The organism is Streptomyces sp. NBC_01716 (assembly GCF_036248275.1).
In the GTDB taxonomy this organism is placed as follows: Bacteria; Actinomycetota; Actinomycetes; order Streptomycetales; family Streptomycetaceae; genus Streptomyces.
In genome coordinates this window covers 5,076,046-5,090,268 of record NZ_CP109181.1, presented here as the reverse complement: position 1 = coordinate 5,090,268, position 14,223 = coordinate 5,076,046, and the positions used below count along the sequence as shown (strand labels likewise).

7 protein-coding genes are annotated in these 14,223 nt (G+C 69.1%); 5 read left to right on the top strand and 2 right to left on the bottom strand.

Going from position 1 to position 14,223, the window contains the following annotated elements; genetic code table 11:
• The first annotated feature begins 479 nt into the window (after window positions 1-479).
• A complete protein-coding gene (locus OIE74_RS22415) occupies window positions 480-3,590 on the top strand; it encodes a tetratricopeptide repeat protein (RefSeq protein ID WP_329386424.1) in 3,111 nt (1,036 codons plus the stop codon).
• A 440-nt stretch (window positions 3,591-4,030) separates the two neighbouring features.
• Here the strand turns inward: OIE74_RS22415 and OIE74_RS22410 are convergent, their stop codons facing one another.
• Window positions 4,031-5,191, bottom strand: coding sequence for a Dyp-type peroxidase (locus OIE74_RS22410; protein WP_329386422.1), 1,161 nt, complete (start codon window positions 5,189-5,191; stop codon window positions 4,031-4,033).
• Between the two features lie 87 nt (window positions 5,192-5,278).
• Between OIE74_RS22410 and OIE74_RS22405 the strand changes: the two genes are divergently transcribed.
• Window positions 5,279-6,622 (top strand): right-handed parallel beta-helix repeat-containing protein, encoded by a 1,344-nt coding sequence (locus OIE74_RS22405; protein ID WP_329386420.1) that lies wholly within the window; start codon window positions 5,279-5,281, stop codon window positions 6,620-6,622.
• Between the two features lie 24 nt (window positions 6,623-6,646).
• Here the strand turns inward: OIE74_RS22405 and OIE74_RS22400 are convergent, their stop codons facing one another.
• Complete coding sequence (locus tag OIE74_RS22400) at window positions 6,647-7,390, bottom strand: hypothetical protein (protein ID WP_443076189.1); 744 nt, start codon at window positions 7,388-7,390, stop codon at window positions 6,647-6,649.
• Between the two features lie 251 nt (window positions 7,391-7,641).
• Here OIE74_RS22400 and OIE74_RS22395 point away from each other — a divergent pair, with 251 nt between their 5' ends.
• The 3 genes from OIE74_RS22395 (at window position 7,642) to OIE74_RS22385 (ending at window position 13,959) form a co-directional block, all read left to right on the top strand.
• Window positions 7,642-10,143, top strand: coding sequence for an SdrD B-like domain-containing protein (locus OIE74_RS22395; RefSeq protein WP_329386418.1), 2,502 nt, complete (start codon window positions 7,642-7,644; stop codon window positions 10,141-10,143).
• Window positions 10,144-10,353: 210 nt separating this feature from the next.
• Window positions 10,354-11,688 carry a phosphoribosyltransferase family protein gene (locus OIE74_RS22390; RefSeq protein WP_329386416.1) on the top strand — a complete coding sequence of 445 codons (1,335 nt, stop codon included), beginning with the start codon at window positions 10,354-10,356 and terminating at the stop codon, window positions 11,686-11,688.
• Between the two features lie 594 nt (window positions 11,689-12,282).
• A complete protein-coding gene (locus OIE74_RS22385) occupies window positions 12,283-13,959 on the top strand; it encodes a hypothetical protein (RefSeq protein ID WP_329386415.1) in 1,677 nt (558 codons plus the stop codon).
• The last annotated feature ends 264 nt before the right edge of the window (window positions 13,960-14,223 follow it).

Genomic DNA, 14,223 nt, shown 5'->3' with positions numbered 1-14,223 from the left:
CCGGTTCTCTACGTGGCTGGCATAGACGCAGCCGGAACCAGGACTGAGTTCGGCGGTGTCAGCAGCTTTCTTCGCAGCGATTCGGCGGACACCGGGGCTGCGGCTGGTTCAGACCCCACCCGCGCTCTCTCTGATGGCGATGACCAACCCGGCCCCGAGGTCTGTCATTGGCTGGTCCACCACCCCCACAAGAGGACCGCCAGTGCCCTCAGCGCGACACCAGCCATCCACCGGACAACGAGCGCGGCCATCCGGCGCCGAAGCCTTGGCGTGCGCCACACGTACCGCGCTTTACGACAGAGAATACGCACTGTCCGTCCCATCCGTGGACTTGACCAACCAAGTGATCGGTCACACGCCACCTGACCTGTTCGGATCGGGGTTCGGCGAGAAAGAGCTGCCGCCGGACTAGAGGTATGTGGTGGTCAGACGGGCAAGGAATAGGGTTCATAGAAGGTTCAGAACGAACGGGGAATGGCATGGTGGACGTCCCGGCGGCAGCCTCGCGCCTGGCCGAGGAACTGAGAGCAAGTCGGCAAGTATCGGGGCTCTCGTTCGGTCAGATCATCCAGCAAGGCAAGCGGCAGTCTCCTCCCGTCGTCCTGACCAAGAGCACTCTCAGCGCGTGGTTCAACGCTCAGAGTGTTCCGCGGGCTGGACACCCTTTTTCCTTCCTGACCGAACTCCTCGAAAGCCGTGCTGGTTCGAGGCCCGGGCCACGGTCCCGTGCTCGATGGGAGATTCTGCGCCAAGCGGCCGAGCAAAGCAGGATCACCGCTCGCCGCGACAGTGCGGCGTCCAAGCCCCGCATGCAGAAGCAGCATGGCGATAAACCCCGCAGCGCAAGGCCGCTGCGCATAGGTCTGGTCCCCGCCACAGCCGATCTACTCGTCGAGCGGACCCATCGCGAGGCCCTGACACGCGCTCTGGACGGCCCCTGGGACAGTGACGTCGGGGACGCAGTCGGCGCAGCCGTCATGGGGCGCGTGATCACAGGAACCGGAGGCGTCGGCAAGACCTGCCTGGCTGCCGACTACTGCCGCCGCGCTGCCGAAGGGGCAGACGGTGAGGTGGATGTGCTGATGTGGGTGACGGCGAATACCACCCCTGCCGTGACCGCTGCGTATGCCCGGGCGGCCCGCGAGCTTGAGCTGGTGCCCAGTAGCGAGAACACCGAGTCTGCCGCTGAGCAGTTCCTCAATTGGCTCCGTGTCACCGATCGTAACTGGCTCATCGTCCTCGACGATGTGCACTCCCCCGGCGCGTTGGAGGGACTGTGGGCACCTCGGGGCACCGCCGGTCGCGGCAGGGTCATCGTCACCGCCCGCAGCCGCGAAAGAGATCTGGTCACAGCAAGTGGTCATCCACTCCTATCTGTTGGCGTTTTCACCCCCGAGGAATCCCTCACTCACCTGCGCAACACACTGCAACGGGCCGTGCCCGCCGGTGCGGACGCGGAGCTGGCGGGCCTCGCCGATGACCTCGGCCATCTCCCCCTGGCGCTCTCGCGGGCTGCCGCGTACCTCGACTACAACGCCTCGTGCAGCATCGCCCGTTACCGACGACTGCTCGCGGACCGTCGGCTCACTCTCGAACGACTGATCCCTGCTGTGCGCGGCAGTGCTACGAGAAGCTCACTGGCAGCGCTGTGGGACATCTCCGTCGACCAGGCCGACCAGCACACCGGCATGCTGGCCCGGCCCATGCTCGAACTGGCCGCCGTCCTCGACGGGGCAACCGGCATTCCCACCCCGCTATTCACCAGCGACGCCGCCCGCGATTGGCTGACCGAGCGCAGCAGGGCAGACCGCCCCGTCGACGAGTTCGATGCCGAGCACACCCTGGCAACGTTGCACCGACTCCACCTCATCGATCACACCCCGGGCGAGGGTTGTGATGACGCATGGCTGGTCCGTGTGCACCAGCTCATCCAGCGTGCCGTGCGTGAGCAAGAACCTCCTGGTTCATCGCCCGACATCCGGAGGCAGCGCAGGAACGCCGTCCTGCCGGCGGCTGCCCACGCCTTGCTTGACATCTGGCCCGACACTGCCCACTACCAGGACTCCGCACAGCGGCTGCGGGCCAGCGCCCGTTCGCTGGCCACCCACGATCAGGACGGCGAGAGCCACCCCCTGTGGCAGGACGACACCGCGTACACCCTCCTCTTCCGGCTGGGTACGAGTGCAGGTGAATCCGGCGACATCTCCTGGGCGCGCGCCCATTTCGACGCGCTCCGCTCCCTCGCCCACCAGCACCTTGGAGCCGACCACCGGCACACCCTTTTTGCCCGCAGCGAGCTGTCCAGCTGGCAAAGCCGAGCCGGAGATCATGCCAGCGCAGTCCAGACCTTGGAAGGTCTTGAGGCGGACCACATCCGGTTGTTCGGCTACGAGGCACCCGAGACACTCGTGATTCGTCACAACCTTGCAGTCGAACGGAGTGAGACAGGCGACACACACGGCACCATCGCCGCCCTCACAGAGATTCTCGCTGTCCGGCGGCGCAATGGAGCGGACCGTGGGGCGATACTCGCAACTCTCCACAACCTTGCTTATTGGAAGGGCGTCGCGGGTGACGCAGCGGGGGCCACTGCCGCGTACAGCGAGCTGATTCCAGTCATGGAAGAGGAGTTCGGTGCCGATACCGAAGGCACCCTGACCGCCCGCCACAACCTGGCCCGGTGGCAGGGCGAGTCAGGCAACACAGCCGAGGCCGTCAGCTTGCTCGAAGCGCTACTACCCGACCAGACACGAGCGCTCGGGCCCCGGCACCTGCGCACCCTGAGCGCCCGGCAAAGCCTTGCCCGTTGGCAGGGAGCAGCGGGCGAGACAGACAAAGCCACCGCCGGGTATCAGGCGCTGATCCTCGACATGGGTGAAGTCCTGGGCCCGGACCATCCCGAGCTGCTCGCATCGCGCCATAACCTCGCCTATCTGCAGGCAAGAATCGATCCCGTCGCCGCGGCCGAAGACCTCGCCGCCGTCATTGCCGATAGAACCCGAGCCCTCGGCCCTTACCACCCCGACACATTCAGCTCCCGCCAGAACCACGCCTTGTGTCTGGGCTGGGCAGGAAAGCCACAGAAAGCTGTACAAGCGCTGGAGGACGTCCTCCGTGACCAGCGACACCATCTCGCGCCAGAAGACTCCGGCACTCTCAGCACCCGTCACAGCCTCGCCGTCATGCGCGGCTTTGCAGGAGCACCCCAGGCAGCCATCGCCGCGCTCCAAGAGCTCCTCCCTGATCAGAAGCGCATCCTGGGTCCAAGCCACCCCCATGTCCTGGCGACCTTCGAGACGCTCGGCCACTGGCAGGGCGCAACTGGCGACGCACAGGCGGCAAGCGACACCTACCAGGCCCTGCTGACCCACATCGAACGCCACCTCGGCCCTGACCACCTCGCCACACTGTCGGTACTCGACAAGCTCGCCATGTGGCGCGGACGCGCGGGCCAGCCCAGGGAAGCAGTCCGCATCCTCACCCGGATGCTTGCCGACACACGGCGCCTCGTAGACCCTGCTCATCCCAACGTCCCCATCATCACCAACAACATCGCAGGCTGGCTGAACCAGACCGGCATTGAGGAATAGCGCCATCGGTGCAGAAACCGACAACCACGGGCTCCATGAAACCGCAGCCGTGCCCTGAGTTCGGCGGAGCCAGCGTCCACAGGACATCGACCACAGAACCGGTGATCATCCTTGGATGCTCGGACAGAACGGATTCAGCACACATGAGGTCGGGAAACCCCGTGAACACGTGAGAACTGTGGAGGAGTGTTTTCGCAGGCCAAGCAGCCCAACGCCGACGTTCCCGCAGGTCAAAGCCCTACTCAGGGAAAACTCCTAAAGCGGGTGTCGCAGGTTCGAATCCTGCCGGGGGCACACCGTATTACCTCTCTGACCTGGGGTTTCTACGCCAGGAAGGGCTTCACTCGGCCTCGGACTCCTCGTCCGGGGCCGTTTGCGTGAGCGGCGGCGACCCGACCAGCGCTCACGAGGCAGCAGCCCGGCAGCCCGGCACGGTCGGATCAGGTGAACAGAGGGGAGCCGAGCGGGTGTTGGTCGTTGAAGCCGGGGAGGATCAGGAAAGTCGCGCTGGCCGTCGTGGTGGTGAAGGGGAGCAGGGCGTCGGAGGTGTCCATGCGGGTGAGCGTGGATGTGAAGGTGCGCAGGTCGTTCTGGAAGCTGATGAAGAGCAGGCCGGGGGCCGGCTCGTCGGTGCTGTAGGAGCGGCGGAGCATGTGGCCGACGCCGACCGCCGTGGGGTTCGCCCTGCGCACGTGGGCGTCCACGGGGACGAGATAGCGCCCGTCGGGTGTCTTGGCGCCCAGTTCCGGGCCGGAGGCGACGGTGCCGCCGGAGAGGGGTACGCCGCTGGCCCGGCGGCGCCCGAAGACCGCCTCCTGCTCGGCGACGGACAGGGCGGCGAAGCGTGTCAGGTCGAGTTCCATGCGACGCAGTACCGCCAGGGTGCCGCCGGCGACCGCGCGGGGCCCGGCCAGCCACAGGTCGCGTTCCTGCTCGGCGTTCGTGTGCGGGCCCACGATGCCGTCGATGAAACCGAGCAGGTTGCGCGGTGCGGTGCGGCCCTTGGCGACCGGCACGTCCGTACCGCGGCGTCCGGACTGCCGCCACCGTTCGCGGACGCGGTCGCCGGCCTGGTCCAGGAGCGCGGCGGCGGTGACCGGCAGGAGCAGCGCGTCGTCGGCGCAGATCTGAATCAACAGATCACCGCCGCGTGCCTGCGGAGCGATCCGCTCGCGGGAGAACCGCGGGAGGTCGACCGCGCCGGGCAGTGCGGCACCCGCCGTCCGCACCAGCCGTGGACCCACGCCGACAGTCACGGTCAGGTCACCCGGAGACAGGCCCAGCAGCCGCGGGTCGGACCCGGCGGTGAGAGTGCGGATGGTCTCACCGAGTTCGGCCAGTAACGGGCCGGGCGACACCGCAGTGCCGAGGTCGGCCACCACGGCCAGCAGGTTGCGCTGGGCCGACCGGGGAAACGTGACGCCCGCCTGATGTCGGCCCGTCGCCGGAACCGGTTTGGACACGGCCGCCGCGGAAGGGGTGGGCCGACCCGGCTCGGCGGAGTCCCATGAGCACCCGGTGGTGACGAGACCGGCGGCCACCGTGGCACCGGTGACATCGAGGAACGCGCGGCGTGACGGGGGGCGATCGGCGCGGTCCATGATGTGCACAGTGCCACACCCGCCTCGCGTCCGCCGGTCAACCGCCTTGTTCCGGCGGGGAATTCGCCCTCGTGCCAGACTGGGATCATGTCTCGATCAGCACTTCGCGTGATGGCGGCGTTACTGGGCGCACTGACTCTGCTGGCCGGCTGTAGTAGCGGTGGCGACGACGACGGATCGGACAAGGGCCGACGGCCGGACGGTGCGCAAGTGACGATCCGTGTGCCCGGCGACGCCCCGACGATCTCGGCCGGGGTGTCCCTGGCCCAGCCCGGTGACCTGGTGCTGGTGGCTCCGGGTGTGTACCGCGAGTCGGTGAAAGTCGACACGGCCCGCGTCACGCTGCGGGGCGAGTCCCGGGCCAAGGTGGTCATCGACGGTCAGCTGCGGCGGCCGAACGGGGTGGTCGTCACCGCGCCCGGCGTGGCCGTGGAGAACCTGACCGTACGGAGCAACACGCAGAACGGGGTGCTGGTCACCGGTTCGGCGGCGGCGGTCGCCGGGCTGCCGGGCAGCGGCGGTTACGACACCGGCGATGAACCCGTCAAGCTCCTGAAGTCGTTCCTGGTCTCGCATGTGACCGCGACCCGTAACGGTCTGTACGGCATCTACGCGTTCTCCGCGCAGAACGGTGTCATCGAGGACTCCCACACATCGGGCGGGGCGGACTCGGGGATCTATGTCGGCCAGTGCAAGCCGTGTCGGATCGTCGTACGGGACAACGTCTCCGAACTCAACGCGGTCGGTTACGAAGGCACCAACGCCAGCGGCGAGATGTATGTGACCGGCAATCGTCTGGTCGGCAACCGCGTCGGACTGACCACCAGCTCCGACCACCAGGAGAAACTGCTCCCGCAGCGCGACGCCGTCGTCGCCGGCAACCTGATCGCGGACAATCAGCAGGCGCGGACCCCCGAACAGGCCGACGGCGGCTGGGGCATCGGTATCGGCGTCGACGGCGGCAGCGACAACCAGTTCATCCGCAACCGGATCTCCGGCAACACCAACGCCGGGCTCGTGATCACCGCGACCGCCGACCTGACGGCGGACCGCAACAGGATCACCGACAACACCTTCACCGCCAATGGCGTCGATGTCGGCTGGACGTTCCCCACCGCCACCCGCGGACAGGGCAACTGCCTGCGAGGGAACGCGCTTCAAAGGACCGTGCCCGCAGGGCTCGTGGACACCGCGTCCTGCCCGGTCCCCGCCAAGTCACCCACGCCCTCCGGCAGTTGGCCGAGTCCGGCGGGGCCCGCGGGCATCCCGTTCACCGACGTGGCCGCGCCCGGCCCGCAGCCGGAGTTCCCGCGTGCCACCACCACAGGCGCCACCGTCGTGCCGGATGTTCCGGCACTGCCGGACATCGCGGACATCGCGCTGCCGTCGGAGTCGCTGCTCGCCGCCCGTGCGCGGGTGCGGACCTCGTGAGCGGCGGCTACAGCCGAGGGGCCGCTACGGCGCCGGTGTCAAGCCGGGTACCGGCTTGACGGGGACGTACGTCCGGTCGTCGAAGTCGAAGACCACCGGCTGCGACTCGGAGGCGATGCCGACCCGGACCCGGTACATGGTGCCGTCCGAGCCGATCCAGTAGCGCACGGTCTGTGAGGTACCGGCCTTGCTCGGCGTACCGGCCTTGTCGGACGAACCGGCGGCGTCCGGCCCGTTCATGATGTCCGTCCGGCGGCCGTGCACCTTGTCCCGTCCGACCCACGCCGCGCCGTTCTGCGGCAGCAGCGCGGCGTTCTCCGGCCGGTCGCTGCCGAGGCCGAGCGCGATGCCCAGCGAGGTGTCCAGAGCCATGCCGGACGTCCGCAGCGGACGGCTGTGCCAGCCGGACGCGGGCGGCGACGCCGGTGCGACCGCCGGGGGGTCCGTCATGGGGTGGACGAGGACGGTGGTGGACGTCCACTGGATCAGCCCGTCGCTGGACGTGTCGCGCCCGGTCCCGCGCACCACCCCGTAACCGGTGTGGGTGCGGTAGTCGATGGACCCGGTGATCACCAGTCCGCCGGTGGCGTTCGGCACGGTGATCGTCACCGCCCGGCCCCCCGCCTGGTAGTTGAGGAACCGGGTGACCGCCAGCCGGTTCGCCTCGTCCGAGGTCAACGCCCGTGGGGCGGTGGGGCCACCGCTGTCGCCGAGGAGGACGAAGGCGGTGACGGCGGCAGCCGTGATGCCGAGGGCGGCGGCTGCCACCCAGCGCAACTTTGGCCACCGGCGCCGCCGGCCTGCCTCGCGCCCCTTGAGGCCCCGCTTGATGTCGATGCTCCGCGTTCTGTTGCTCCGCGTTCGAATCCTCCGCACGCGGCGCGACTGTAACAGGTCTCCGCCGAGGCACGAGCAAACTCTGCGTTTGCCGAACATGACGTTCCGTAACTTGTAAACTCGGCTCGGAATTTGCCGAGTTGGCGTCGGCGTCGGACTGAATGACTGAGCAAAGGAGTGCCATGCCCTTACGTGGAATGGTGCGGTTGGGGCTGTCCGGCCTCTTACTGGTGGGCGGCACAGGCACGATCTTGACCGGTGCCGGGCAGGCCAGCGCCGCTGCCTCCGACGGCACCCTGACCGTCCAGGTACTGCGGGACTTCTTCGGCACCGGCGTGATCAACTCGACGATGGACGTGCCGCAGCGGGGCATGAAGGTCGATGTCGCCGACCCCGCCGGCCATCACGTCACCGGTGTCACGGATGCCACCGGAAAGGTCATCGTGCCGCCGTCGAACGAGCTGACCGGCGGCCGGTACCGCGTCGATGTCACCGTCCCGGCACCGTACAGCGACTATCTGCGGGCGGCGCCCGCCTCGACCGCGCCGAACCACTTCGACAGCTTCACCACGTTCGTGGACGTCTCGGACGGCAAGGACGACTCGGTGATCACCGGGGTCTGGGACCCGGCCGACTACGCACTGCCCGACTCCCGCTATTTCGTGCCGATCCAGAGCGGCGCCGGCGGGACGGACACCCGGGCACTGGTGGCGTTCGGGACGGACGCCCGCGGCAACTGTCCCGACCAGAAACCATGCCCGGAGGTGCTCAGCACCCAGGACCAGGTGGGCACGACCTACGGGCTGGCCTACGACAAGCACCGCGGCCAGCTGTTCCAGTCGGCGTTCGCCCGGCGGTACACCGAGTACGGTCCTGACGGCGGTGACGCGATCTACACCGTGCCGACCGACGGCGGGGGCGCCCCGAAGCTGTTCGCGAAGGTGCCGGGCGCCACGGAGACGCCGCACGACACCGCCAACCTGATCAAGGACGCCGGGTTCACCGACGCACCGGGCAAGGAGAGCATCGGCAGCCTGGACCTGTCGGAAGACGGCTCGACCCTGTACGCGGTGAACCTGCTCACCCGCAGCCTCGTCAGCTTCGACGCGACCAAGCTCACGGCCTCGGCGCCCGAGGCGACCGTGCCGATCCCCGATCCGGGCTGCGCGTCGGCCGGCGACTGGCGCCCGTTCAGCGTGGCAACCCACAACAACACCCTGTACGTCGGGGGCGTGTGCAGCGCGGAGAGCACACAGCAACGCGCGGACCTGAAAGCCGTCGTCGCCACCTATGACGGCGAGAAGTTCACCACCGTGCTGTCCCAGCCGCTGACCTTCGAGCGCGGGGCCGTGATCACCGGCAGGGCCGACTACGACCAGGTCAACCACTGGAACCCGTGGAACACCGACCTGGAGGACTGGGACGACCGCAGCGTGGGCGGCGCGATGATCGATCCGCAGCCGGAGCTGGCCAGTCTGGCCTTCGCCCGCGACGGCTCGCTGATCCTCGGCTTCCGTGACCGGTTCATGGATGTCGTGAGCTGGGGCGGGCTGGACCCGAGGCCCGGCAACGACACCCCGCAGAACGGCATGTCCGGCGGCGACATCAACATGGCCTGCGCCACGCCCACCGGCGGGTACGAGTGGGAAGGCACCGGAAACTGCGCCGACCACGCCACGGACCCGGCCCTTGACGGGGTCCAGCCCAGCGGCGTCGTCGAGTACTTCCCGGGTGACTTCTTCCCGAACGGCGGCTCCGCGACCCAACCCGGACCGCACCAGGAGTCCTCGCTGGGATCGGTCGCCTACATCCCGCAGCAGCAGTGGGTCGTCAGCACGCAGATGGACCCGACCGGCCAGGTCATCACCAGCGGAACCGGCTACTACGACATCGCCACCGGCCTCGGCCCCGGCAACGATCCGGCCGCCAACGCCTACCAGTTCGTCGGTCCGAACCAGAACGGGTTCGGCAAGGCCGGTGGCCTCGGCGACATCGCGTACGCCGCGGCGAACGCACCGATCCAGATCGGCAACGTGGTGTGGTTCGACGGCGATCACAACGGCGTCCAGGACGCCGGGCACGTGCTGCTGCCGGACGCGACGATCAACCTGCTGGACGCCGACGGCAAGAAGGTCGCCACGACCACGACCGATGCCGCCGGTGAGTACTACTTCGGTGGTGTCGGAGCGGAGTACGAGCTGACCCCGGGCGCCAAGTACACGGTGCAGTTCGATGTGTGCACGGCGGACACCGGCGAGGTGCCGGGCCGGCCGGCCGCCGACGACCTGCGGTTCACCCTCCCGCGGGCCGGTGACGACCGGGTACACGACTCCAATGTGACCCCGCCGACCGATGGCCGGCTGTGCAACGGGTACGCCCCGGTCACCGCGCCGGCCAAACCAGGAGGGGTCGATCACACGATCGACGCCGGTGTGTACATTCCGAAGGAGACACCACCGACACCCACGCCGCCGCCGACAACCGAGTCACCGACACCGTCACCGGCGCCCCCGACGGACCCGGCGCCCAACACCCCGGCGCCGGCCGGCGACCGGAAACCGGGTTCACTCGCGAACACCGGCGTGTCCGACCTGGGAGAGGCCCTCGCCCTCGTCGCCCTGCTGCTCGGGGCGGGTGCGGCAGTCGTCCTCGTCAGCCGTCAGCGGCGCGCCAGGCACCACTGACACCCGAACCACCCCGACGGGCCGGTGCGATCGCACCGGCCCGTCGGCATGGACGCCCTCGCCGGGGGCGGGCGGACCAGGGGCTTACGGACCGGAGGCGTACGACCGAGCCCGCGGCGCGCATCCCCGCTCCGGATGGCCGATAATGGATGTATAGGACATACGCCGCACCGCTCGTTTCGCGTTCCTCTCGGGCAAGGAGGTCGAGCCGTGTTGTTCATGGATCGCCGGGATGCCGGCCGGCAGCTGGCCGGATCGCTGAGACACCTCAGGGGCGCCGGGGTCGTGGTGCTGGGTCTCCCCCGCGGAGGGGTGCCGGTCGCCGCGGCCGTGGCCGAGGCACTGGACGCGCCCCTGGACGTCTGTCTGGTGCGCAAGCTGGGCGTGCCGTTCCATTCGGAGCTGGCGATGGGGGCGATCGGCGAGGGCGGCGTCCGCGTGATCAACGACGAGGTGGCGCGCATGACGGGCGTCACCGAGGAGGAGCTGGCCCGGGTCGAGGCGCATGAGCGGGAGGTGCTGGAGAGTCGCGCCCGCCGGTACCGGGGCGAACGTGCGCCGATCAGCCAGGAGGGGCGCACGGTGGTGGTGGTCGACGACGGGGTGGCCACAGGGTCGACGGCCCGCGCGGCCTGCCGGATCGCCCGCGCCCGGGGAGCGGCACGGATCGTGCTCGCCGTCCCCGTGGCGCCGTGGAACTGGACCGAGCGGATGGGCGGTGACGCCGACGAACTCGTATCTCCGTACACCCCCCACGACTTCTACGCGATCGGACAGTTCTACGCCGACTTCGCCCAGACCGAGGACGACGAGGTCGTCGCCTGCCTGGCAGAGGCCGCCGATCGCCGGGCGAGCGGCAGCCGGACTCGGTCGGGCCCCGCCGTTGACGAGGAGCGGGAGGCGTACATACCGGTCGGCGGGGCGACGCTGCGCGGGCGGTTGACGGTGCCCGCGGGCGCGGCCGGGGTCGTCGTGTTCGCGCACGGCAGCGGCAGCAGCCGGCGCAGCCCGCGCAACCGTTTCGTCGCGGACGGCCTGAACCGGGCCGGGCTTGGCACCCTGCTGTTCGACCTGCTCACCGAGGAGGAAGAGGCGGACCGGGCCAACGTCTTCGACACCGGGCTGCTGGCCAGGCGGCTCACCGGCGCCACCGGCTGGCTGCGCGAACAGCCCGCATGCGAGGGGCTGGCCGTGGGGTACTTCGGCGCCAGCACCGGTGCCGCCGCCGCGCTGTGGTCGGCCGCCGAGCCGGACGCCCGTATCGCCGCCGTGGTCTCCCGGGGCGGCAGGCCCGACCTGGCCGGACCCCGGCTGGCCGAGGTGACCGCGCCCACGCTGCTGATCGTCGGTGGCGACGACCTCGGGGTGATCGATCTCAATCGCGCGGCCCAGCACCGGCTGCACTGCGAGAACCGGCTCGCGCTCGTTCCCGGCGCCACCCACCTCTTCGAGGAGACCGGCGCCCTGGAGAGAGTCACCGAACTGGCCGGTGCCTGGTTCACGGACCACATGACCCCGGCCGCTCACACGGTGGCGGGCTTCTGACCCGCCCCGTACGGTTCGTCCTTTCTGTCCTCCTGTTGGCCGGGCCCCTCATGGTCGAGCGGACGTGCGGGGGCCGTCGGCCGAGCCGGGGATCTTCCGTAACCGGAATCTGGTGACGGCCAATATCGGCATCGGCCGTGACGGACGGCGCTCTTGCAGCTGCCCGCCCGGCTCGGTGCACTGATGGGCAGGTTCGGTGTGCACAACGTGCCGATACTGGGGATCTCCGCTTTCCTGCCTGCTGTTTGTTCATGCTGCGCATCGGTCCGGAGGCGGATCTTCCGGTGCAGTTCACGCGGAAGCGGACCTGAAGCGGAACCCTTGGCCCGGGTCGGGGCCGGGCCGGCCGTGGCGTTCAAGGGGGCTTGGGCGCCCAACAGCGCTATGAGTGAGGGGTGTTGACTATCCGTGGATGCTCTGCCCAGGGTTCTGCTGGACAGGGGCGCGGACTCGGAGTGATCATGTGTCTGCTGTGACGCCAGATTTGGCATTCGTGACCGTGCGTACGACACCGTGAGGATGAGTCAGCTGGATGGCATTTCCGCTTCGACTGTCCGACCGCACCGCCCCGGTTTCCCGAGGGGGGCTCGGCCAGTGACCCCTGACGAGAACGAGGGCGACGAGTACCCGGTCGAGAACACAGCCGAGAGAGCGGTCGAGGCGCGGGCCGGGGAAGATGCCGCACGGCCGGCCACGCAACCGGTCGCGCAGCCCGCCACGCAACCGGTCGCGCAACCGGCCGGCCGAACCGCCGACCGGGCCCCCAGCCACCCCGAACAACGCCCGCCGACTCTCCTGCGGGTGCTGCTCGAACGGCTGAACTGGGCCAAGTTCGCCGTATTCGACGTGCAGTTCAGCCTCGCCGCCCGCCGGGCCGCCAAGGAGTACGGCAACAGCCGCGTCGGCAACGTCTCCGTCTCCCGGATCACCTTCAAGCGCTGGCTGGCCGGAACGCAGTCCCCCCAGGGCGACGCGGCCACCGTCCTCGCGTACATGCTCGGCGTCGAGGTGGACCTGCTGCTCCAGCGGGTGCCCAGCCGCGAGGTGGTCCCCGCCCGGCTGCCGCACGGTTCGTCGCTGGCCACCGCCCGCTCGATGGACGCCCTGTGGTCCAGCTCCTCGCTCTCCCCGTCGGAGGCGGCGGCCGGCACCGGCGGGCTCTGGTATCTGGACGGTCTGCGGATCTTCGACGGTACGGCGGTGCCCGCCCAGATGTACGAGGCGACGTCGCAGGACGACGTCGTTTCGATCGCGGTTGAGGAGAATCCCCATCTGCGCGCGTTCGTTCAGCCCGCGCGTCGGGCCCTGCTGATCGCCTCCCTCGGCGGGAGCGGCGGCGAGGGGCTGTTCGTGCTCGATTCCGCCCGCGCGCGCTACCAGTTGGACGCCGATCCGCGCGGGACCCTGCCGATTCCGAAGCCGTACCGGCTGGACGATCTGACCTTCGGCATCGTGTGGGCGATGCTCAACCTGGAGGACAGCCTCCTCGCGGACGACCACATTCTTGACAGTGAACGGCGGGAGCTGGAGAGCCATTTAGCGATGCCCCGCTCGGCCGTGGCGCGTTCGGCCGTGCCCGAGCTGTCCCGGGTGGGAGCCGCCTGGCTGGGCTCGTACTTCTGCGCGCTGCACATCGAGCGGCACCTCGGCGACGTGACCGAACCGCCCTTCTTCTGGACGCGTGAGCAGACGGGCGAGGAGGGCGCGGCGTGGCTGTTCTTCCGGCACAAGCACGAGCACCTCGCCCGTGCGATGGCCCGGCGGACCGACACGTCGCAGCGGCCCGGCCATGCCTTCTGCATTCCGGAGAGGTCCGTCAAGGAGAGCGAGCCGTACGAGCGGATCCTGCTGTTCCTCGCGGTCGCCCTGATGGAGATGCACGGGCTGGCCGTGTGGGTCTGCGCCGAGGAGGAGTACTCGCAGATAGATGAGTTCGTCCTGGCACCCGACGACCGGGTGATCGTGGCCAACTGGCTGCGTTCGGACGGGATTTGGCGTGTCGGCATTACGGATCAGCGGTCCCAGGTCCGTACGTACACCCAGGCGATCGACCATGCCCGCGCACACAGCGTGATCGACGGACCCACCTCCGCACACCGATTGCGTGCCCTGGCAGACTATTTGGCGATCGACTGGCCCTGGCTGCTGCGGCGTTGCCAGGAGTTGGGCGCGTACGGGAGTTCCGGGATGCTCCGGCCGCGCAGCCGGCTGCTGAGCATGGACCAACTGGACGAGGTCCTGCGCTTCGTGGGCGAACTCGACCCGAAGTAGGCCGGGGCCGGGCAGGCCGAGGTGAACAGGGCGAGGGCGGCCCGGACCCGCGACCGGCTCGCCCCGGGGTCGCCTCCGCCCCAACACCACCAGTGACTCCCATCACACCCAACCCCCCACAAACCAAGCGCCGCTGACCGATTCACCCGGCGGGAATCACGAATTCTCCGTGTTGTGGAGGTCGAGCATGATTGAAGTGCCTTGCCGTTGGGCAGAGTTGAGTGGAGGATTGCGATGCACGGTTTGAGCGGTTCTTCCTCGGCT